Genomic DNA, 22964 nt, shown 5'->3' on the forward strand with positions numbered 1-22964 from the left:
GCCGTCTCTGCTCCATCCGGCCGATCTGTGTTCATCTGTGGCAGAAACACGATTTGCTTCCCGAGTTGGGATTCAGGCGTCGTGCGGCTGCGGTTGCCCGCCCGCTCACGCAGGCGGTACTGACTCGCTGATCCCGAGTTGCGATTCAGGCGTCGTGCGGCCGCGGTTGCCCGCCCGCTCACGCAGGCGGTACTGACTCGCTGATCGATGATTGGATTGCAACCGACGGCATTCGGTCGCACTAAAAGTAGGAAAATCGGTCCGCGACGTTGAAGCCGCGGACCGATCCCGGGGGGAAGACGGGGTGAGAGTGAGGGAAACTCAGGCAGAAGCGGGAAGCGCTTCCGGGAACGTGAAATTCATCTTGCGAAACACGTTGCGGGTCGTTTTGACATCCCGCATACAGTATTCGTAGATCTCGCGATGACGTCCGGCCTGCCAGTTCTCAAAGATGTTCGAACCACCGACATCGCCGTCTTTCGGTGAAGGCAGACCAAGCGCGAAGGCAAGTTTCCCGAGACTCGTCCAACCGCGGCTCGCCCAGCAGTCCCAGACGCGCATCGTGTCGTAGATCGGCCGATTGCGATAGCGCGCGAGGTTGAAATTGACTGTCGGCCGCACTCCGTTGACGATCGACCGTTTGACGATGAACGGGAGATCGAACTCGAAGATGTTGTGGCCGACCAGAAGATCTCTCGAAACATCGAAATCCGCGAGCATCTGCCAGAATCCGGAAAGCGTCGAACGCTCGTCGGCGGCGAGAATGCCCTCTTCTTCGTTCCAACCGAAACACCCGTAACCGAGCGGACGACCGTCGGAAAACTCTGTCACATAGCCGATGCATAAAAGTCGTCCGAAATTGCCGTCGAGCGAAGTCTTGCTCCTCTCTTCCTCGTTCGACCAAAACGGCGATTCGGCATCCGCGGCCGGAATCGTTTCGCAGTCGAAGGTAGTTATTCGTTGTGTCATTGCATTCCTCAGATAGCTTGCACAGGCATATGCAGCCCGGCGTTGGTGTTCTTCAATTCGACGACGACGAAATCCGTCAGAACGATGTCGCGGCGGACAACGACGTGGTCGGGAAGCGTTCTCACGAGCATTCCGAGGGCCGATGCTTTGACGTCATATGCGATACGCCGACTGCGTCCGCGGACAGTTTTTGCGATACGGTTCGCCTGCCGCGCCTTGGCCATCAAGCGCTCCGAATGGCATTTTTCAAAACCTTTGATTACTTCACTGAATGTTTTTCTTGTTTGTTTCACTGCGGTTTCCTCCTCTCGTGAAGAAGAAATGGACGGCAAACGTGAGAACCGGAAAGTGGCGGCTCGTTTTTTTGAAACCGCAGATGGTACCGACCTGTCTTGGTGGAATTTGCGTGAAGAACCGGCTTGCCATTCGCCAATCGGGCATCTTCCCTCGCGGAGACCGGAAATAGCGCAACGTCAGGGTGGTCGGCGCCAAGACAGGTCAGTACCATCTGCGGTAGCGGATGGTTGGCCGCGGCTGTCTGCGGCCGCAGCGGTCCGCGCGGCTTCAAGTTCGTATGCCGATCGTCAACCATCCGCTACCGCAGATGGTACTGACCTGTCGTTTCGGACTTTTCGTGAAGAACCGACTTGCCCTTCGCCGATTAGGAATCTTCCCGAGCGGAGAACGGACACAATATCAGGGTGGTCGGGTGAGGCCTACTCCCCTGCCGGACAGATGAAATAGTGCGGGCAATTGGGACAATTCTCGTCTTTCGATGTTACAGGGAACTCGCGGTTGTTGATACCGGCGATGGCGTCGGCGTAGCGGTTGAGCGCGTTTTCGCGAAACTTCGCGGTGATTGGCACATCAACCGACTCATCGCTCATCAGGTATGTTTTGCGAACGACGACGAACCTGCCCGGATTTGCCTTTTCAACCGCTTCAAGCAGCAGAGCGTCGACATCCTCTTCGATTCTTGAAGGTTTCTTTCCGGTTTTCATCCGATCGACGAAGACCTTTCCGTCCTCTTCCGTGATGCCGTCTGCGCTTACGTTGACCGCGCATCCGGCGATGTTCACGGTAAAGCTCACCTCGGCGCCTTCCCCCGCTCCGACGCGAGGGGGGCGTGCGAGGATCTCAGCCGCGATTTCGAGAAAGAACGGCGAATAGGCGTGATCACCGATCCCGGATTCAAGCCATTTGCGTTCAAATCGCTCGAAAGCCGCGTCCTCCGGGGCGCCTGAATCATCGCAAACCTCTTTTAACACCTCACGAAGGAGATTATGGAACGATCTGTAAACCGAGTCCTCGTCCCGCGATTTCAAACGCCGATCGTTCGTATAGTAGAACTCGCGCGGGCAGCGATTGTAGCGGTCCAACTCGGCGGCGTAGAAGGAGCTGCGGCGGAGGCTGTCTGCGGTCGACATCGGCCGTTCATCGGAGTTCCGCGCGTCGACGATCCGCGCCGCCGGCAGAAACCCTTCAAGCGCCGTCAAGTGTCTTGACTCGTTGCTCGAGGTTTTTCCGTATGACCTCGATCTCGAGAGATGAAGCCCGTCGCGCGCACGCGACATCGCGACGAAGAACAGACATTCTTCTTCTTCATCGTGAAAGTCGCCACCGTTCGGGATCATTCCGTCGGGTACTGAACAACGCGCGCCGCGCCGGCTCGAAGGGAACCTTCCGGCTCCGAGATACGGCAGGAATACGGTATTGAATTCGAGCCCTTTCGCCGCGTGAACCGTCAGCATCCGTACCGCGTTCAGACCGGCGGCCGCTTCCGGAATCTGCGCCAGGTCCTTGTCCTCCTTGAACCAGGCGAGACGCCGAACGTAGCGCAGAAACGCGCGGATGCCTTCGGGACCGTGTTCCTCGAATCGGCCTTCCATCCCGCGTGCGAAATTCGCGAACTGAAAGATCGCCAGCCGCGCCGTCATCCTGGCAACGTCGTCGGACTCAAGAAACCGTTCGAGAAAACGCGATTCGGCGAAAAGGTATGCGGCAAGAAAACTCCACGCCGTTTCAGTGCCGCCCAGCTTTTCGAGCTGCGCCCTCAAAAGGTGCCAGCCGCCGATTCCGCGCCGCGAGATCTCAGAATCGTAAGCCTCGTCGGTCAAGACTTCCGCAAAGCCGTTGGCGCGCGTTCGCGATTCTTCAAGAATTCGCCGAACGTCCGCTTCCGGTATCGCGTATTCCGGCAAAAGGGCGACGCGGACGAGCGAGTGGCCGCTTTTGGAAATTGAAAGATCCAGCAGCGAAAGCAGATCGCGTACTTCTTCGCGTTCGAAAACATCCCCGAGGTAGAACACCGGGATGCCGCGTTCCGAGAGTTTGTCCGACAAGGCAACGAGCTGTTTATGCGTCCGGCAAATCACGGCGTGGTCGCTGAATTCCGAGTCGCCAGCCTCATTGTCCCGGATCGTCGCGGCGATTGCGTCGGCCTCTTCCTCGATGGTCGGCGAAACGGTCAGAGTTACCGCCGGCGCGGAAGTCCCACGGTTTGCACTCCAGTCGTGAAAGACGCCGGCACCGGCCTTCATTTGACCGGCAAAACGCGAGAAGAGGGAGACTATATCCGGCACGGACCGATAGTTCGTTTCAAGAGCCAGCGTCCGTGAGTTCGGGAAATCGGCGGCGAACTGCCCGATATTAAGTGGTGACGCTCCGCGCCAGCGGTAGATCGACTGGCGGATGTCGCCGACCGCCCAGAGCCCGCGGCCATCTCCGGAGATCTCCTTGAGCAAAATCCCCGAGGCGCGGTTGATATCCTGAAATTCGTCGACGAGTATCGCGTCGTAACTCCCGGCGACCGCGGCCCGGACGGATTGATCCCGTTCGAGCAGCGTCACCGCCCGAAAGATCAGGTCGCCGAAATCAAGCAGCTTTTCACGCTCAAGGTAGTTCTGGTAATAGCTGTAAACCCTGGCCGCTTCGACGACCTTTTCGGCCTTCACGATCGCTTTTTCGTCGCCGCCTTCGCGAGTCCGTTCGAGCATTTCATCGGCCAGCTTCGCAAACATCTCCGGCGGGCAGAGTTCGTCCTTGGCGCGCGAAATGACGCCAAGTATGTCCGGGAGATTACGCGTCGGTTCGTGCAGCGAGCGGAAATGTTCGAGACCCAAAGAAGCGAGGTTCTTCTCAAGATAGAGGAGGGCTTCGATCTTGTCGATGATCTTCGAATGCGGTTCGAGGCCGGCGCGCTGCCAGTATTTTCTGAGCAGGTTCAGCCCGAAGGCGTGGAACGTCATCATATCGATCGAGGTTGCCTCAAGCGGGTGACGTTCGGCGACACGGTCACGCATTTCCTCCGCCGCCTTGTTCGAGAATGTGAGCGCGAGAATTCGTCCGGGGCTGACGCCGCGGCCGATCAGAAAAGATATGCGACCGGCGAGAGTCTGGGTTTTGCCCGTTCCCGGGCCGGCGCTGACGAGCAGCGGACACGCCGTCGATTCTGCCGCCGACTTTTGACTGTCGTCAGGCTTCCGTTCTGACCGTGGTTGCGTTTCAAGCTGCCCCGGCGGTATGAGGAGCGCCCGCATAAGCTGGCCGGCAACGGTCTCGATCGGGACTCTCAGTTTTTCGGCGATCGCCCGCGCATCGGTCGTGTCAAACGCGCGGCGAAGCGATTCGCAGGTAAGCAGAAACTCGATCGCGAACAAATTCGCCTCGCGCTCCAATCGCTCGCCCGCGCCGTAGCCGACCGCCTTCTCAGCCCCGGAATCGCAGTCTTCGCTTGCTTTGGTTTCGTCGATCTCCGTTGCCGAGCAGCTGATCCGGTGGCCGTGCAGCCGTGCGTGCCCGATCTCGTGCGCGACGCAGTACGATCGATACCATCCCTTCAGATCGTTATTGATGAAGATCACGTCGTCTTCGAGTACGGCTTGCGCGCCGCGCAGATTTGCCGATTCGGGATGTTCGGGGATCAGGCAGAGTCCGAGATGCTCGACCGCCGCGGCGCAGATCGCTTCCGGCGCGGCCAGCTCGTCAGGCATTATGCCGGCGGCGATCTCGTGTCTCAGCTGCGAGGCATTTTCACGGATCTTTTCCCAATGCGTCATTTTATTCCTAGGCTTTAATCGAGGCTGAGGAGCTCTTTCTTTTGTTCCGGCGTTAAGATCTGATCTTCCCGAACCGCGTCCGAAAAGCTCCTGGCCGTTGCCTCTTCCGGCATAAGCGCCGCCTTGTAACTGGCCCGCGGGACCGGTTCTGGCCCGCGAGCGAGGAATGCGGCGACGGATTCTTCACCGGTTCCGAGAATCCTCGAGATGCGGCCGATGATCGCTTTAGGAATCGTCGCGAATTCGAGACGCCGCTTCTCAAGGTACATCAACAAAGACGTGCTGAGTCCGAGCGCGGCGGCGAATTTCGGCTTATTGAGTCCCTTCGCCTCAGCCAGCCGGGTCAGGCTGTCAATGGAATTTCTCGCCGGCGCACCCCGCAACCGCCGGGCGGCAAGTTCGCGGAGCCGTAGCTCTTCATCGGCCGAAAGGTCCTCCTCGGGAAGATGGCGAACGATCGCCCGCGCGGCGGCGAAATCGGCCAACTCGGCCGCAAAATCGGGATAATTCGCGATCCACTCCCGCAAGATTCGATTGTCATTGCCTGCCGGGGTCGCGGCCGCATAGCCTTCGAGGACATCGGTGAGCGAAATGTCTTGTCTCTTCATCATCGTGTTTCCCCCCGATAATCGCTGAGGATCTTCTCCGGTTTCATAAGCCAGTTCCGGATCGTCCTCGAACTGACACCGAAATATCCGCTGATCGTCGCGACCGACGGGCTATTGCTTTCGATCTGCCAGCCGTCAAGATAATAGAGGACCGCGGCGTGCAGGATTTGCGGCGGCAGTTTCCCGATCGCTTCCCGGAGGCTAAGCTTACGGTCGATCGCCAGTTCGCCTGAGCGGAAAAGGTTTTCAAAAGCGGTCTCATTTTCTTCGTCTTCAGGCGGTGCAACAAACAGCTTATCCCTCTCGATGTGTCTGAGGAACACGCGCTTTTCGGTCTCGGCGGCCATTACCACGAAGTCGCCGAAATTTACCTCGGCGTAATCGGCGGAATCGCCGCCGAACAACTTTCCGAGCATCGCCGTCGCGATCTTTTGAGCGAAGTCCTCAAAATCCGACGGATTTGTCTGAAAAAGGTATTTGAATCTGCCGAGAAGTCTGTGCATTCTCAGATCCAGCTCGAGGTAAAGGTCATTGGTCAAATCATCGTCGCCGGCGGAGTGAGCCTCGCGGATGAAGTAGACGAGCGTCTCGTCAAAAATGTAGCCTTCACAATCCCTGTCCCGAATATCGAGCGCCCGGAGGACAACGGCGCGGTCAAGCGGCAGCAAATCGTTTAACTGCCGTTCTACCTCGGCGCGCCGGTGATAGACCTCGCCGGTGTCCTGTTTTCGTTTTGTCAACGGCCGCAGCCTGCTCGGATCGTTCTCACCAGGGGTCACTCAAACTCTCCTCAAGAATGAAATGGGATGAAAGTCTCGGAATCGGAAACGATTATAGGATTTTCCCCGATTCGAGACAAACTCGATTCAACAGCGGAGCAAGCACGATTTCGGAAGCCACCGAAGAAAAACTGGAATCTAACGCATTGTTTCTGTAAAGTGAAAAGCCTTATGGCGGCAAACAGAAATTTCGAAGAAATCTACAAAGCCGCCGAGTACGTCGTTGAAGACGGCAAGCGGCGCTTTGTCATCCGCGTCGGCGAAACGAGCGGTGAACTTGACGCGCTGCTCGGGGAATACCAATGCGAAACCTGGGCTTTTATCTCTGCGCATAATCCGCGCTCGGAAGAACTCACACCCGAAGAGAACGAGGCGCGTCATATTGATTTCATTTCATATCTCAACGACCACGAGTATCGGAACTTTGCCGGTTACGGGCAATCTCCGGATGGTCTGTGGACACCCGAAACGAGTGCTCTTGTCGTCAACATCGCGAGGACCGAAGCGATCGGGATCGGAACCTTGTTCGACCAAAGCGCGATTCTCATCGGGCGCAAGGGATTTTCGCCCGAACTCGTCTGGTGCGATCAGGGCCTTTCCGAGTGAACGCACAAAACGACGCGGCCGGCGATCATTCCAGAATCGCCGGCCGCGTAGATCTCGGGTTGGTTCCGAGTCAATGCGCGATCTTCGCCGAAATTTCGTCCATCTTGTCGAGTACAGCGTGCTCGACATTGATCGGCATCGCGGCCAATGCCGCGGCACCGACATTGATCTTATCCTTGACGGCAACGTACGCGTCGCCGGCTTTCAACTTGGCGTCTTCATAAGCGGTTTGAGCCGTTTCGCTCAGATCCGCCGCGAATTCGCCGGTTTTATCGATCCCGGTCCGCGCCGCGTTGGCGATGTCTGCGCGAAACGCTTCGCCCGCCTTGGGCGCAAACAGCAGAGCAAGAATCGCCCCTATCCCGCCGCCGATCAGCAAGTAAGACAGGTTTCTTCCAAAATTTGATTTTTCTTCATTCATAATTTTTTCCTCGTTCTGATTCAATTCTAGGACTTCGCATCCGGAACGTCTGTATGGCACCGCACACAGAGACCTCGGGCGACTTTCAACTTTCATCTATCAACTTTCAACTTGTCAATGCCTGAATAGTGTTGACCGTTTTTTGAGTTTGCTAGAAAACATTTGTTTGCTTTTTCGTCAAAATATCGGATACCTTCGTTTCGGAGATCGAAACGGAAGTGAGCAATGCTGGAGAGCAACTCACCAGGGATAGACCTCCGGGTGACGAAGTAGTTTGTCGCGGAGCCGGGCATTTATTGTCCGGCTATTCTTCAATTACTTTTGACCCTCCATGCCTAAGAAAACTCGTTCCTCTGCCTTTCGAATGCATCGGGGCTTAAGGAGTTCAATGCCGTATGCGGCTTGTAATTGTTGTACATATTGACCGCCTTTTCAGTCATCTGCCTTAGCTGGGATAAATTCTCCGGCCCGTAGAATCTGACGTAACTGTTTTAATAGTTCCGTTTACGCGTTCGGCATTCGGATTCTCATAGACACTCGTGCCCATGCTGTTTTTCATATTACAGGCTTGGGTCAGTTTCACGAATTCCTTGCAGTAATACTGGCCGCCGCCGTCCGAATGAAATATCAGACCAGGTGCGGGCCGGCGACCCGATCGCCTCCGTATTGCCGGCAGCGTGGGTGTTCGGTCATCAGGTTGTCCGAGACCGCATAGCCCACGATCCGTCTTGAGAAGAGGTCCATAATGAAGGTCAGGTAATAGAACCTTTCGCCTATTCTGTGTGGTTTGTCGCTGACCCAAACCTGGTTTACACCCGTCAACTCGAATCCGGCAATCAAATTGTCAAATCGCGTCACCGGCGAATCCGTCGTGCGGTGATATGCCCTTTCCGCTCGATCTTGAACCCGTGCGAAAAGCAAAACTGCTCGAACCGGTCTCTGCCAAACTGCATCGGCCTTATCATCCCGTACATGACGCGCGACGACATTTGCGGATGATCGCGCCGTATCTCGGCGATCACCGGCAGAAGCTGCTCCTGCTCTTCCAACATCCTGAGATGACGTTCCGTATGCTGGTGAAACGCCTGCTTGCTGATACCCATTGCCCGATACAGCTGATTCATTTTGTGCCCGTGCCTTCCCGGTTCGACCAGAACCACCGGAGGGCTTTGAAGTACATTTTTTTAATATCAATGCCGTACTCTTCCTCCGCCAGATCGATCATCTTGTCAAAGAAATCGATCTGTATCTGCTCGCCCGACAGCCTGCTCCAGCTCTTTCACCTTTTCCTTCAACGCCTTGATCTTTCTCGTGTCGCTCAGACTCTCCAGCACAAGCCGCTCCTGTTTTTCTCATACGTGAATACTGACGCATCCATGCATATATTGCAGACCGGGAAACCTGATATTCCGGCTCACCTCACTGACCGACGTGACGCAACGCTCGATCTCACCCACTTTCTTTCGCCTGAACTCTTCACTGAAAGTCCTGTTGCGTCGTTCCTTGACCGTCAGCTTTTCATATTCACTTAAATTTGCCATAGTTGTTCGCTCCTTGAGTTGAAATTAAACTCAAAAAACGGTCAACCTATTTCAGGCAAGGACAACTATTCCGAAAACCGATCAACTGAACCGTTGCGAGTGTCGAGTTCGGTTTATCAGGAATAGTTTGGATCGGGGTTCAGGCGACTTTCAACTTTCAAATATTCCGAAAACCGATCAAATCCGACCGTCGCTTCGTGTGGAATTGATCGGGATATCGCCAACTATTCCGAAATTCCATCAACGCTGCCGAGGACGATCTCGACCGCGTGGTCAGCGCCGTCTTCGATCAGCCGGATCTCGTTCAACGGCAGTGATTTCCCATCGAACGAGATTTCGCGAACGCCGCGGCAGATGCCGGTCGGATTCTTGACCCGGATCCGGAAAAGCGTTTTGCCGCGGCGGTAGTCGATCTCAAACTCGCGCCAGTTGCGCGGAATGCACGGGTCGATCGTCAACACGTCGCCGTTCAAATGAAAACCGAGCATTGATTCGAGCGCCGCGCGGTACATCCATCCGGCCGATCCCGTGTACCAGGTCCAACCGCCGCGTCCGACGTGCGACCTTTCGCCGTAAACATCGCCGGCGGCGACGTACGGTTCGACTTTGTATTTGTGAAGCCCGGCGCGGGTCGAAGCGTGGTTTATAGGATTCAGCAGCGTGAAAAGCTCACCGGCCTTGTCGCCGTCGCCGAGTTTCGCAAACGCCATCAGCGTCCAGATCGCGGCGTGCGTGTATTGACCGCCGTTTTCGCGGACGCCCGGAATATAGCCTTTGATGTAACCCGGTTCGAGCGCGCTTTTGTCGAACGGCGGCGTGAACAAAAGGACGATACCGTCGCCGCGGCGGATCAGATATTCGTCCACCGATGCCATCGCGCGCGACGCCAGCTGCGGATTTGCCGCATCCGAGAGGACGCTCCACGACTGCGCGATCGAATCGATCTTGCATTCCTCGTTCGCGGCCGACCCGAGCGGCGTTCCGTCGTCAAAATACGCCCGCCGAAACCAGCTTCCGTCCCACGCATTCTCCTCCAGCGCCAACTTCAGTTTCTCGATATGTTCGCGATATTTCTGTTCTCGCTTCTTCGGTCCGCGGCCGTTGCAGAATGGCGCGAAGTCGGCGAGCGTGTTGATCAAAAACCAGCCGAGCCAGACGCTTTCGCCCTTTCCGAGGTTTCCGACCCTGCTCATTCCGTCGTTCCAATCGCCGGAGCCCATTAACGGCAAGCCGTGCTCGCCGACCGCCAGACTGCGGTCGATGGCGCGCGCGCAGTGTTCGAAAATGTCGCCGGTTTCGCTGGAAATCTCTGGCTGAGAGTAGGAATCATCCGCGCCGGCGACGAGCGGCGGAGCCTTAATGAAAGGCACGACCTCATCGAGGATCGTTCGGTCGCCGGTTGTTTTGACATAGAAACTCGTGACGAACGGCAACCACAGAAGATCATCGGAAAATCGAGTCCGCACGCCGCGGCCCGTCGGCGGATGCCACCAATGCTGGACGTCACCTTCGGGAAATTGATGCGCGGCGGCGAGGAGAATCTGTTCACGCGCGATTCGCGGCTTCGTGTACACGAGCGACATCACGTCCTGCAGCTGGTCGCGAAAACCGACGGCGCCGCCCGATTGATAGAACGCGCTTCTGGCCCAGATCCGGCACGTCAGCGTCTGATACAGAAGCCAGCGGTTGACCAGCGTGTCGAGCGCCCTGTCCGGCGTTCTGACCTCGATCGCGCCGAGCGTTTCGTCCCAGAACCGAAGAACGTCGTCGAGTGATTCCTCGACGTTCGACGGCTGCCTGAATCGGGCGATCATCGCTTCAGCCGCGGTTCGCGATTCCGCATCGCCGATAAGAAAAATGATTTCCCGTGTTTCGCCGGGATCAAGATCGATGACGGTTTGCAGTGCGGCGCACGGATCGAGTCCGGCGCCGCTGCGGTCCGATAGTTTTTCGCGCCGAAGCGCCGATGGGTTTTTCACGCTTCCGTTTCGGCCCAGGAATTCCTTGCGGTCGCACGTCAGGGAGGAGATGGCGCTGTCCGAGGCAACGAATGCAACGCGACCCGCAAACTCGTTGTTGAAAGGGTTGCGGGCGAATATCGCGGACGCTTCGACATCCGCTTCGGTGACGACGAACGGCACGGACTTGCCGCGGCTGAAGCCGAGAACGAGTTCGCAATAACTCGTTACAGACAATTTCCGCGGGTAATCGGTCTGATTCTTCAAACGGAGCCGGGTGATCTTGACCGATGCGTCGTGCGGCGCGAAAAGGTGCAAATGTTGCTCGATGCCGTGGCTAATGTGTTCGAAGACGGTGTAACCCTGACCGTGCCTGATGGTGTAGGATTCCGCCTCGCGAATCGGCAGAGGCGTCGGTGTCCAGACCGCGCCTGTCTCTTCGTCGCGCAGATAGATGACCTCGCCCGGCGGATCGCTGACGACGTCGTTCGACCAAGGCGTCAAACGGTTCTCGCGGCTATTCACGGACCACGTGAAGCCCGCGCCGGATTCGGAGACCTGAAAGCCGAACGCCTTCTCGTTGGCGATGACGTTGATCCACGGCGCCGGTGTCCACTGGCCCTCGCCGAGTATTGTCACGTATTCGCGGCCGGACTGATCGAAACCGCCGAGCCCGTTGAAAAAACTCAGTTTCGGAAGATCCGGGGAAATCGAAGAATATGGCGTTTCAGACGATTGGGGAACAAAATCCTTCGGCAACGCACCGTCGATGTTCCGTCGCAGTACTTCATCGGAAAAGTCGCCGCGCTCCGCCACGATCACGGCGCGCGCGACCGTCTGCAAAAGCACCCTGTCGGCCTCCGGAATCTGGTCGCTGCGTTTGATGAAGATCCCGCCCGTTTGGTCGAGCAGATGCGCCTCACCGCTGGTGCGGACGAGCCGCAGCAATTCGTCGTGGAGAAATTGGAGGTAGCCGGGAGGATTCTCGTTTAGAACGACAAGGTCAAACTTCAGGCCCTTCAAACGCAGATACTCGTGGGCGTTAAGAAGTTCCCGAATCTGCGGCAGTCCCTCTGCCCGGTTGACCCGGACGAGCACGATCGGCAAGTCGCCGCCGATGCCGTGAACCCAGAGGTCGGACTGCGGCTTCGAATTGAGCGCGAGCATCTTCTCGGGCGAACGCAGCGAGTTGTCGGAGTATAGAATATGCGCCGCGAGTCTCTGGTAGAGATACGCGCTCTCGGGCTCGATGTTAAGATGCCGCATCTCGACCTGCGAATGCGTCCACGCCATCGCCGCTTCGCGTTCGAAGATGTTCAGATCGTGATACTTGTCGGCGAGGCGCAAAGCTTCTTCGTAGGAATTCGCGACAGATGTCGAAAACGATATCCGAACGGTCTCGTGCGGCTTGATGCGCAAGCATCGCCGGAGCGAGAAGATCGGATCAAGCACGGCCCCGACCGTGTTCGAGAGCGGACGGTCTTCGACGATCGCGAGCGGTTCGCGCGTATCGTGTCCGCGCCCCAGAAACCGGGCGCGGTCCGTTTCGTACTGCACCGCTCCGATCGTTTCGCCATCGGTCCCGACCGTGTGTATCGCCCAGACCGGCGCGTCATTTTCACCTCGCGGCCGACGCTTTGCGATGAGCGAATTCTCGGCGAGGTTGAACTCGGTTTCGATGAACAGATTGCTGAACGCGGGATGCGCCGCATCCGCTTCCGGGGGAGCGAGAACGATCTCGGAATAGCTTGTGACCTCGATCTCGCGCACCCTCGGCGAGTTGTTGGTGATCGAGACGCGCCGGATCTCGGCCTTGTCCTCGGGCGCGACGATGATCTCGGTCCGCGTCGCGATGTTGCCGTCGCGGCGTTTTATGACCGCCTTGTCTTCAGAAAATGCGACCTCGTAAAAGCGCGGCATTTTCGCCAGCGGCTGATAGGCGGCCGACCAGATCCGGCCGTTCTCGATATCGCGGAGATAGATGAAACTGCCCCAGCAATCGCGTGTCGTGTCCTCGCGCCAACGCGTTACCGCGAGCCCATCGGACATCGAGTAACCCGCACCGGAATTCGTGACCATTACAGAATAGGTGCCGTTTGAGAGAATTTGCGTCCGCGGGGTCGGCAGATGCGGCGTATCGAAAAGGCGCGTCACGCGGCCCGAGAGTTGTTGGACGATCGGCGTTGAAAGAACTTCTTCGGCGCGCGGATGCGATGCCGGGACACCGTGCGGAATGCGTTCCTGAAGCAGAAGTTCGGTCGCGCGGACGAGCGGTTCGGCGTGAAAACGCCGCTGCATCACGTCCGAATGAACGAGATTGTTGAGCGCGACGAGCATCATTCCCTGGTGATGCGCCATAAAGGCTCGGATGAAAACGTGCTTTTGATCCGGCGGCAGCCGCTCAGGGGTATAGTCGATCGCTTCGTAGAAACCGAAACGCGCCAACGCGCCCTCGTCGACCAGTCGCCGGAAGTTATCCATTGCCGCGGTCGGGAAGACCTGCGCGGCGAGCGCCGTCGAATACGGCGAGATGACAAGATCTTCGCTCAATCCTCGTTTCAGCCCGAGTCCCGGAACACCGAATGCCTGATACTGATAATTCAGTTGCAGATCACGGGCGTTGTAGGCTGATTCGGAGATTCCCCACGGCACATCGTTTTTCTTCGCGTATTCGATCTGACGCCGGACAATCGCGCGGTAAGTTTGATTCAAGAATGTGTCTTCGTAATCGCGCATCACCAGGAGCGGCATCAGATACTCGAACATCGTCGCCGTCCACGAGATCAGGGCACGGCTCGAACCGACGGGAGTCAAGGCGCGGCCGAGCCTGAACCAATGCTCCTGCGGGATCTCGCCCTTGGCGATCGCGACGAATCCCGTCAGGCGCGCCTCCGAGGCGAGCAGATCGTAAAAGGAATTGTCGAGCTTTTCGTTGTCGGCGTTGTAGCCGATGGCGAAAACCTTGCGTTCCGGGTCGATCAGGAAACCGAATTCCATCTCGTCGACGAAATCCGCGGACTGCCAAGCGAAATGATTGAAATTCGACACGGTGATGATCGCCACGGTCGCCGCTTGCCGGACCATCGCCGAGAGAATCTGGAGCGCGTTGACTGCGGCCGTCGTGTCGCGTTCGATCATTTCCGAACTCTTGATCTTTTCGGTGATGTTCAGAAGCCGCAGCAGCAATCCGTCGTACAGGTCGGCGAGTTCGGCGAGCGACGGAAAGAACTTGAGGAGGTCCATTATCTCGCGCCATTCCTGCTGAATCTCGGGAAAGTCGCGGCTGATGATTTCCGAAAGGTGCGAGAAATCGCTTTCCTGCCAGGGAATGAAGGTCTTGATGTCGCGCCGGAAGGTGTGCGTCTGGTGCGCCAGATCCGACGACCAGAACCGCAATTCGTCAAAATGAGCATCGCCGTGCTCCTGCGACAGCGCGCCGGTCATATCGCGGATGACCTCGGTTCGGGCGATCAAAGCGTCGAGCAACGTCAGCCACGCGTCGGGCGTTTCGTCTGGCTGGTTCGCCAGAAGGCGTCGGCAAGCATCGATCTCCTGGTTCAGGTGTTTGACGGTGACGGCCTCCGTTCGATGGCGCGCGAAACTCAGCTGCCTAGCCTCGTGACTCATCATTTCGAGAGAATCGGCGAGTCCTTCCATCACTCGTGTGTCGAAGAGTTTGCGGTTCGGGATCTCGATCATCGCCTGCTTCGCCGCCAGAAGATGCCCGGCGAGGTTGCCGCTGTCGACGGTTGAAACATAACGCGGCGCCAACGGCGCGAGGGTCTGCGTGTCGTACCAGTTAAGAAAGTGACCCCTGTATCGTTCGAGTTTCTCGAGCGATTTGAAGGTCAGTCCCAACCGTTCCGAAAGTTCGAGCGTTCCGACGTAGCCGAAATCGTGGGCCGAGACGGTCGCAAGCAAGAGCAGTCCGATGTTCGTCGGCGACGTCCGGTGCGCGACCTTCGGCAACGGATCTTCCTGAAAATTGTCGGGCGGCAGCCAGTTATCCTCGTCACCGACGAAGGTCTCGAAGAATCGCCACGTCCGGCGCGCGATCATTCGTGCCATCTTTGTTTCGAGGGCGGCGAGCCGATCATCGGCGACCCGCGGCGGCAGACTGACGCGGTGCGCGATCACCGGCGCGAATAGCCAGGCAAGCAGAAATGGCAAGGCAACGGGCAAGGCTTCCGGGCGGAACCAAATGACGAGAAAAGCTCCGATGCCCGTCAGTACGACCGTCGCCCGCATTGACCGAAAAGCGTCACCGAGACTGCCTGGACCCTCGCTCGCGCTTGAGGCGGCGGTCGTCCATTCGAGCAGATCTTTGCGAGATATCAGTTTTCGATAAACGGTTCGGACGATGGCATCGGCCTTCGAAAATGCCTGGCTCGCGAGAAACGCGAACGCGAGCAAGGCCTTCTCGCTATTCGATCGGAAATCGTCCCAGACGCCCCCGAAATGATTTCCCCACGACACCCCGCGCGGAGGCACGAGCAGATTCATCTGCAACTGCGCGTAGATCGGAAAGCAGACCTCGATCAGAACGAAAAGCGTGAAAACCAACGGCGAGCCTGGAATGAACGTCCAGACGGCCAATAGCCACAGAAAGATCGTCGTCGCCGTCAGGCTTCGACGCAAATTGTCGAAAATTTTCCATCTTGAGATCAGCGGCAGATCGTTGCCGATCCATTTCCCATCTTTCTTGATCCACGGTAAGACCCAGGCCGCGATCTGCCAGTCGCCGCGAACCCAACGATGCGAGCGTTGCGAAAAACTCGCGAATCGGGCCGGAAAATCGTCGATGAATTCAATGTCCGTGACAAGGCCGCAGCGCGCGTATAGTCCCTCGAAAAGGTCGTGGCTCAAAACCGTGTTCTCGGCCACGCGGTCCTTCATCGAGCGGGAGAACGCATCGACGTCGTATAGTCCCTTGCCGGTAAAACTCCCCTCGCCGAACAGGTCCTGATAGATGTCGGACGACGCGGTGGTATACGGATCGACGCCTTTGTCGCCCGATAAGGTTCGCGCAAAATATGATTGTGATGCGCTTTTGAGCGAAATGCCGATGCGCGGCTGCAAAATGCCGTAGCCCCGCGTCACGCGGCCGAGTTTTTCGTCGAAGAACGGCCGGTTGAGCGGGTGCTCGGCAATTCCGATGAGTTTTCGGGCCGAATCGCGCGGCAGCTGCGTGTCGGAATCGAGTGTGATGACATATTTGATCTTCCCAAGGAACTCGGGATCGGCCGTCGCAACCACGAAACTCGTTGTTTCGCCGCCGCGCAGAAGGGCATTGAACTCTTCCAGTTTCCCTCGCTTGCGTTCCCAGCCCATCCATTTCCCCTCGCTTTCGTTCCATTGCCGGCAACGAACGAACAGATGGAATCTTTCGGGATTCCGTTCGTTGAGTTCGTCGATGCGCTGCCGCGCCAGCGCGAGGATCAAGGCATCATCCGGCAGTTCTTCAACCGTGGCGTCGGCGAAATCGCCGAGCAGTGCGAAAAAGATGTTCTCGTCGCGGTTCGCCAGACAGTAGATCTCGAGTTTCTCCAGTAGTTCGACGACAACCGATTCATTGTTCAGGATTGTCGGAATGACGACCATCGTTTTGGCATTCTCGGGAATCGACGAGACGGTTTCCATCTGTGGAAGCACGCGCGGCGCGATCAGAAGCGTGTAGTCCCAGTTCGAGATGCTCAACGCCAGGTCACTTGCGGGGATCAGCGAAAGCAGTGCGAAAACCAACAGCAACGGCAGACTCGCGCCCGAACTCACCGCCGCCGAAACGAGCAAACCAACGATCAGTACGGTCAGAACGGCCGTCAGACCGAGATAGGCCGCCGTCGGATGCTTGAGGATCAGACGATGCACGGATTCAAGAAATGGGGCGTGGTAATCGAACTGCCTTTCGGTTTCGGCGAGCCCTTTATCGATCAGGTAGTAGCCGATATGCGAGGATCGCAAATCGGGCGAGCCGGTCTCCCTGTTTTTTCGCGCGAGTTGGACGACGCCCTCGGCGACGACCAGCTCATCCCGCTTCGTGCGTTTGGCGATGCGTTCGACAATTTCGCGGTAACGGTTTCGCGTCACGAAGTTCATTGCGGCGTAGACCCTCGCCGGATCGTTTTTCAATATCGCCTCGGTCAAACTCGCAGTTTCAAAAAACGAGTTCCAGTCGATCGTCGAAAGCAGTCGCATGCTCGTGATGATGTTTCCGACCGTGACCTGCGCCGAGGCCTGGCTTTGGTACTCTGATTGGACCATCTGTTCGATGCTCGTGCCGCGCTCCTGGAGGTGGTTTTCGAGCCAAACGTAGACCGGCGCGATCGTCTGGTCACGGTCGCGAAGCTGGCGCGTGAGTTGTTCGATGAACGCGCTCCCGATCTCTTTGCGGCGGCCGAAACGCCGGATCAGAACCGGCAGCACATCGCGCGAACGACCGGCGGTCAATTCGATCAGTTCGTCGGCGATCGATTCGGCTTCGTCGCGTTCTTCCCGCGAAACGACGATTCGCGCCGCCAACCGGCGAAGATTCTCGACAAGCGCAAAGCGAAGTGCGATGGCGAACGCCCAAAGTTCGCCGATGGTCAGCGGCGTGACCGTTTGATATGCGTTGAGAAAGCGTTGGAGGGTTTCAACGTCGAGACGGCTGTCCGTATGGGCGATGATCATCACGGCGACCGCATAGATGCGGGGATAACCCGCAAATGCGCCGTTCTTCAGTTTGGGAAGTTCACGATAGAACCCGGACGGCAGGTCTTCCTGGATCTCGCGGAGTTGTTCTTCGACGACGTGGAAGTTATCGACCAGCCATTCGGCCGCCGGAGAGATACCGGTTTCGTCCCTGATCCTTTTTACCAGCGATTGATACGTCGCCACGAGCACGCGTCCGTTGTCTTTCAAACGCGGAAGGAGTTTTTGAAATTTTCGGGGTTGATCGACTTCAAGATGTCCGCCGGCAAAAGCCACGGCAAACTGTTCCAGACGTTCGACGCTATAGAGTTCGCAGCGGATCGGCGTATTGCTCGCGTTTTGAGTGAATGCGTCCTGAAAGGCGCCCGAATTTGCAAAGAATGATTCTTCCATTACTTCTCATCTTGTCGGCGCCCGTCCCGATCCGGAATTAGTCGCAGTATCGATCGGTGATCTTTCGAAAATGGTAGCCCATTGCCGCGAGCGCAATTCCGTGCGCGAACTCCTTCGGATAGGAATGCAGCAGGCTGAACAGATATCTCCAAAATTGAACGCGTTCGCTATCTTTCACACCGAGCGTGACAACGATCTTGACGAAGGCTTTTACATCGTTGACGAAATCGGCCTTCCGCGGTTCGACCGTGTTTCGATTGAATCGCTCGAGGCAATCGAGCGCTCGCCGGTAATACTCCCGCGGGCTGTAGATGTTCCGCAGAATGTTCTTGTAGCCCTCGATCAATCGCTCGCGATTCATCTTCGGAACGAAATTCAGCGAACAATCGGTGTTGTTTCCGGTGCTTTCGTGCAGCAGCCTGTTTTCTTTCTCGAGCCGTCGCCAAAGCTGCGTGTCCGGCAACGCCGCCAAAAGGCCGACCATTGCCAAGGGAATCGCACTTTCGCGGATGAATTCGATCTGGCGGTCGAAAATGTTCTCCGGATCGCTGTCGAAACCGACGATGAATCCGGCCATTATCTCCATTCCGTAGCGCTGGATCTTGCGCACCGATTCAAGCAGGTCGCGACGCGTGTTTTGGCCCTTGTTCGCTTCCTTCAAGCTTTCGGCGGCCGGAGTTTCAATTCCCAGGAAGACGCGTCGAAATCCGGCATCCTGCATCAATTGAAGCAGTTCGTCATCCTCGGCCAGATTCAAACTCGCTTCGGTGATAAAAGAAAAGGGAAAGTCGTGATTTCGGGACCAGTCGATCAGTTCGGGCAAAAACCTCTTTACGTTGCGCTTATTGCCGATGAAGTTGTCATCGACGATAAAGACCAGCCCGCGCCAACCGATATTCCAAAGAGCGTCCAGTTCACTCAGCATCTGCTCGTTCGACTTGGTTCGCGGGACGCGTCCGTAAATCTCGATAATGTCGCAAAACTCGCACTGAAAAGGGCATCCGCGCGAATACTGGAGATTCATCGCGCTGTAATTGTCGGGGTCAATGAGTCCGAAATCGGGGACCGGCGTGGTGTGCAGCGAAGGTCGTTCGGCCGCTTTGTAGATCCGCTTCGGAGTCTTCCTTTCCAGATCTTCAACAAATTCGGGCAGGGTCGTTTCGGTTTCGCCGATAAAGACAAAATCGACCTCCGGATAAAGGTCCGGACTGGTCGAAACATAAGGACCGCCCAGCGCGATCCGCTTGCCCGCTTTCTTGCATCGTTTGATGACTTCATCAAGCGATTCCTTTTGAACGATCATCGCGCTGATGAAAACGATATCCGCCCATTCGATATCCACGGCCTTCAGCGGTTCGACGTTCAGATCCGTCAAACGCCGTTCCCAGGTCTCCGGCAACATCGCCGAAACCGTCAGAAGGCCAAGCGGCGGAAACGCCGATCTCCTGCCTTCAAAAGCCAGAGCGTGGGTAAAACTCCAGTAAGTTTCGGGAAAAACCGGATAAACAAATAGAATCTTCATCGTCAGAACAAGCGATTGCAGTTAAGGCGTTGCTGAGATTTCCAATATCGCCAACGCCATTGCAGGCCCAACGGATTCGAAGTCCGTTGTCGGCCGACCGTGACATCGAAGCGAAGCCGAACGTAGTACATCGAAAAAAAGAGCACTTTCATAGTTCGGCCTCACACCTCGACTTAACCTGCCAATCTGCGTCCCTGAATCAGACGAATCACGAGGACCGCAACCGCGATCAGCAACAAAATGTGAATCGCTCCGCCCATCGAATTCGACGTGACCATTCCGAGCGCCCACAAGACCAACAATATGACTAAAATCGTCCAAAGCATTGTTTTGACCTCCAATTGATTACTACAACTTCATTATACTGCTCGAAACGGGCTTCGTATGTATGCTATCGCACACAACGGCGTTGATTTGCGGGACGGAATCCGTATCCGAAGGATGATGCCCGCGGGATCAAAGCTTTCGACTTGGAGCGACTCGAACCTGAACCAATCACGGATTTTAGCCGCCCTCGGTTGTGGTTCCGTCGAACTCTTCCTCATTTGCCTCCGCGTCCGCTTTTGTCGCACGGACAATTCCGTCCTTGTGGTGCGGCGGCGAGTAGATCGTATAGAGTTTGAGGTCATCGATATTGGACGCGTTGATCACGTTATGGCGGGCGCCGCTCGGAACGATAATGGCATCGCCGTCGTGAAGCTGATACTCATTCCCGTCGATCAGGCACGTTCCGTGACCGCTTTCAACACGAAAGAACTGATCGTTTCCGGAGTGTGTCTCCATTCCGATCTCTTCTCCCGGACGTAGCGACATCAGCACCAACTGGTGATGCGCGGCCGTGTACAAAACCCTGCGAAAATCCGTATTTTCTATCGCTTCGCTTTCGATAGCTGACTTAAATCCTTTCATAATTCCTCCACCAGTCGAAAAAGACTGTCTAAAGACAAATGACCCGCCGGACGTGAGTCAATCGCCGGTTTTCAAGTGTGCGGAGCACACATTCGTACGATAGCACCACGTGAACGGAGCGGAACGTGGTGCTAACGCAAGTTCGCGTGCTCTGCACGCTTGAAGAAGCAGATTCAGTTCTCAAACCGCTTTTTCCAACAGGCTCCTAGCTGACCTCGTTGTGCTTGACGGTGTGCCATTCGTTTTCGAAAAAAACAACGTCGTCGCGGCTTCGCGGCATAAGTCCGACGATGATCTTTCCGTCCTTCAATCCGGCTTCGTACGCGATCGCCCGGTCTTCGGGAATTCCCCAGCCGACGAGCGCTCCAACGAGACCGCCGGTCAAACCGCCGGCTCCGGCTCCGGCAAGTGCCGCAACTATCGGGCCGGCGACAACCAATCCGAAACCCGGCAGCAAAACCGTGGTCCCGATCGCCGCAATGGCGCCGACGATCGCCCCCATCGTGCCGCCGATCGCCGAACCGGCTCCGGCACCTTCGAGCGCCTTGCTGCCGAACTCACTCGGATCGTCATCTGAAAAATACTTTTTGCGGGTAAAATCCGACATCATCAGATTCACCTCATCGTTTGTGTAGCCGCGGCTGATCGCCGAATGATACGCCCGTTCGGCCGTTTCCTTGTCGTTGAACAATCCCGTAAGAACGTCCAACTTCTCCGGTTGCGTCGCTGCTGTAGTGCTGTTACTCATCTTAGTTTACTCCTTTCATTGCGTTGTCAATCAAAAATCCGATGAACTATCCGAAATTCTTCAGTTTGCCGCATCCGCCCGCGTCGGTGAATTTCTTTCGTCGGAAGTTCGTCATTTTTCGGACGACAATCTGTTCCCGACATTCCCTGCGATAGGCGGCAAACTGAAGATCCAAACACGTTACCTGTTCCCGGTCATATTGGCCGGTGCCGTAGCCGTGATCGTGAACTCAGAACCGCTCGGCAGATCGAGATTGTCACGTCCCTGCAGGATCACCGTTCCGGCTCCCGCACCGGCGCCGACTCCCGCACCGATCGCCGCACCCTTGCCGCCGCCGGCGATCGCGCCGATGATGGCACCGATGACCGCGCCGATACCGGCCCGCGTCACGGTTTTGGTCGTCTGACTGCCGTCGCGCACGACGCCCTCATTGTTGACCTGAACCGAATCGCCGCCGGGCTGCCTGACCTCTTCAATGATTCCCGCAAACGTGTACGTCACACCGTTGCGGAGACGAATCGTTTCAAAGTTCAGCGTCAGCGAAGCGCGCCCGGACACTCTTCCGGATTTTTCACCGATCACGCGGCCGCCAATCGTCGCGCCGTAGTACTGCGACGGTGAAGTGACCGTCATCGTGAACCGATCGGCATCTTTGGCGGTTTTTGTCGACAATTCGTTGTCGAGCGTCGCCGTCATCCGCGTGTTGTTATCGACGATAAAACTGTTGACGTTGGTGTCCGCTGTATACTGATCATATTGGGAATCCCAACGCGCGTTGTTGTCGGTTTTGTCGTAAACACTCGCGATCGTCACCGTCTCGTTTCGGTTTTCGAGGTAAACGCGTCGGCTGACTCGAAGCTGGCCGTTATTCATCGGTGTAAAGCTTACATAGTAATCATTCACCCGATCGCCTTCGTAGGAGATTGCCAGTTCGGTATTCGTCGCCGTCGCGCGGACGTTCACGGTTCGACCGTTATCGGATGTTTCCGATTGCGCGATCCCGTCGGCCTTGAACGAAACCTGAGCCATAATGGACGATGCCATTGTTACCTGCTGACCCCGCTTTTCGATCGTCAGCGATTCGGGCGAAGACAAGCGTCGTTCGAGATTGTTCTGAACCCGTTCACGCTGATTATCGTTATAGTTGATGTTCGCGATCGCCCGTTCGATCGTGTTCGCGACGTTGTCGCTCTGATTCGTATTGAGCCGGTACGTCCCAGTCAACCTTGAATCGAATGAACCGACCTGGTTGCGCGTATTGTTCCAATTCCAACTCACGCGATAGTAGTTGGCGAGCGTGGTCAGATCGGATCGGATCAGTTTCCACTGATTTTGCGCCGTCCGCGTGATCTGATTGTTGCCCATAAAGCGGTCGATGTTGGCCGCGCGGTTCAAGACCTCTTGAACGTCGTCGGTTGTCGATCGATTTCCCGAGAAATTCCTTTTCAACGAGTCGGTCGCGTTCTCGAAATCGTTGATGTATGTGTCGATACGGTCTTCGCGTCGGGTGTTGTTGATGTTGCTGTTGTCCAAGGCATTGGCGATCGTTCGACGGAAGGTGTCCGTTCGTGTTTCGATCCGGTTCAAAAGTGTTTGAACCTGACGATCTCGGACCCGGTACGGTCGCGTTTGTGCAAATGTGACTGTGGTTAGCGATACGACCAGCGCGATCAGCACCAGGAAGTAGATTCGCTTAAATTTCGTGTTCATAATTTTGTTCCTCTTCATCGGTAACGAAGAAAATCGTGTTTCAACTCCTTCT

At 56.6% G+C, this 22964-nt stretch carries 17 protein-coding genes; 1 reads left to right on the forward strand and 16 read right to left on the reverse strand.

Annotated features, from left to right (window positions below):
- Window positions 1-321: 321 nt before the first annotated feature.
- From IPN69_07475 to IPN69_07495, 5 genes are all read right to left on the reverse strand, one after another.
- Complete coding sequence (locus tag IPN69_07475) at window positions 322-969, reverse strand: hypothetical protein (GenBank protein MBK8810559.1); 648 nt, start codon at window positions 967-969, stop codon at window positions 322-324.
- Between the two features lie 8 nt (window positions 970-977).
- Window positions 978-1262 (reverse strand): hypothetical protein, encoded by a 285-nt coding sequence (locus tag IPN69_07480; protein ID MBK8810560.1) that lies wholly within the window; start codon window positions 1260-1262, stop codon window positions 978-980.
- Window positions 1263-1685: 423 nt separating this feature from the next.
- The gene (locus tag IPN69_07485; GenBank protein MBK8810561.1) at window positions 1686-5027 is read right to left on the reverse strand and encodes a UvrD-helicase domain-containing protein; all 3342 of its coding nucleotides are present in this window, start codon (window positions 5025-5027) and stop codon (window positions 1686-1688) included.
- Between the two features lie 14 nt (window positions 5028-5041).
- A complete protein-coding gene (locus IPN69_07490) occupies window positions 5042-5638 on the reverse strand; it encodes a hypothetical protein (GenBank protein ID MBK8810562.1) in 597 nt (198 codons plus the stop codon).
- Window positions 5635-6375, reverse strand: coding sequence for a sigma-70 family RNA polymerase sigma factor (locus IPN69_07495; protein ID MBK8810563.1), 741 nt, complete (start codon window positions 6373-6375; stop codon window positions 5635-5637). The genes IPN69_07490 and IPN69_07495 overlap by 4 nt, the downstream gene beginning before the upstream one ends.
- A gap of 210 nt (window positions 6376-6585) precedes the next feature.
- Between IPN69_07495 and IPN69_07500 the strand changes: the two genes are divergently transcribed.
- Window positions 6586-7020, forward strand: coding sequence for a DUF3293 domain-containing protein (locus IPN69_07500; GenBank protein MBK8810564.1), 435 nt, complete (start codon window positions 6586-6588; stop codon window positions 7018-7020).
- Between the two features lie 70 nt (window positions 7021-7090).
- Here the strand turns inward: IPN69_07500 and IPN69_07505 are convergent, their stop codons facing one another.
- The 11 genes from IPN69_07505 to IPN69_07555 form a co-directional block, all read right to left on the reverse strand.
- Window positions 7091-7441, reverse strand: coding sequence for a YtxH domain-containing protein (locus IPN69_07505; protein ID MBK8810565.1), 351 nt, complete (start codon window positions 7439-7441; stop codon window positions 7091-7093).
- 335 nt (window positions 7442-7776) lie between these two features.
- Window positions 7777-7881: a hypothetical protein gene (locus IPN69_07510; GenBank protein ID MBK8810566.1), complete on the reverse strand. Its 105-nt coding sequence runs from the start codon at window positions 7879-7881 to the stop codon at window positions 7777-7779.
- Between the two features lie 187 nt (window positions 7882-8068).
- Window positions 8069-8281: a hypothetical protein gene (locus IPN69_07515; GenBank protein ID MBK8810567.1), complete on the reverse strand. Its 213-nt coding sequence runs from the start codon at window positions 8279-8281 to the stop codon at window positions 8069-8071.
- A 14-nt stretch (window positions 8282-8295) separates the two neighbouring features.
- Window positions 8296-8565, reverse strand: coding sequence for a hypothetical protein (locus IPN69_07520; protein ID MBK8810568.1), 270 nt, complete (start codon window positions 8563-8565; stop codon window positions 8296-8298).
- Window positions 8566-8793: 228 nt separating this feature from the next.
- Complete coding sequence (locus tag IPN69_07525) at window positions 8794-8982, reverse strand: hypothetical protein (GenBank protein MBK8810569.1); 189 nt, start codon at window positions 8980-8982, stop codon at window positions 8794-8796.
- Between the two features lie 224 nt (window positions 8983-9206).
- Window positions 9207-18023 carry a hypothetical protein gene (locus IPN69_07530; GenBank protein MBK8810570.1) on the reverse strand — a complete coding sequence of 2939 codons (8817 nt, stop codon included), beginning with the start codon at window positions 18021-18023 and terminating at the stop codon, window positions 9207-9209.
- A gap of 37 nt (window positions 18024-18060) precedes the next feature.
- Window positions 18061-19545: a DUF4070 domain-containing protein gene (locus IPN69_07535; protein ID MBK8810571.1), complete on the reverse strand. Its 1485-nt coding sequence runs from the start codon at window positions 19543-19545 to the stop codon at window positions 18061-18063.
- Window positions 19546-19718: 173 nt separating this feature from the next.
- On the reverse strand, window positions 19719-19871 hold the full coding sequence (locus IPN69_07540) for a lmo0937 family membrane protein (protein ID MBK8810572.1): 153 nt from the start codon (window positions 19869-19871) through the stop codon (window positions 19719-19721).
- A 178-nt stretch (window positions 19872-20049) separates the two neighbouring features.
- Complete coding sequence (locus IPN69_07545) at window positions 20050-20454, reverse strand: cupin domain-containing protein (protein ID MBK8810573.1); 405 nt, start codon at window positions 20452-20454, stop codon at window positions 20050-20052.
- Between the two features lie 205 nt (window positions 20455-20659).
- A complete protein-coding gene (locus tag IPN69_07550; protein MBK8810574.1) occupies window positions 20660-21202 on the reverse strand; it encodes a hypothetical protein in 543 nt (180 codons plus the stop codon).
- A 180-nt stretch (window positions 21203-21382) separates the two neighbouring features.
- Entirely contained in the window at window positions 21383-22912 is a 1530-nt protein-coding gene (locus tag IPN69_07555; protein ID MBK8810575.1) for a hypothetical protein, read from the reverse strand.
- Window positions 22913-22964: the final 52 nt, after the last annotated feature.

Source organism: Acidobacteriota bacterium, from assembly GCA_016715115.1.
Taxonomy (GTDB): Bacteria; Acidobacteriota; Blastocatellia; order Pyrinomonadales; family Pyrinomonadaceae; genus JAFDVJ01.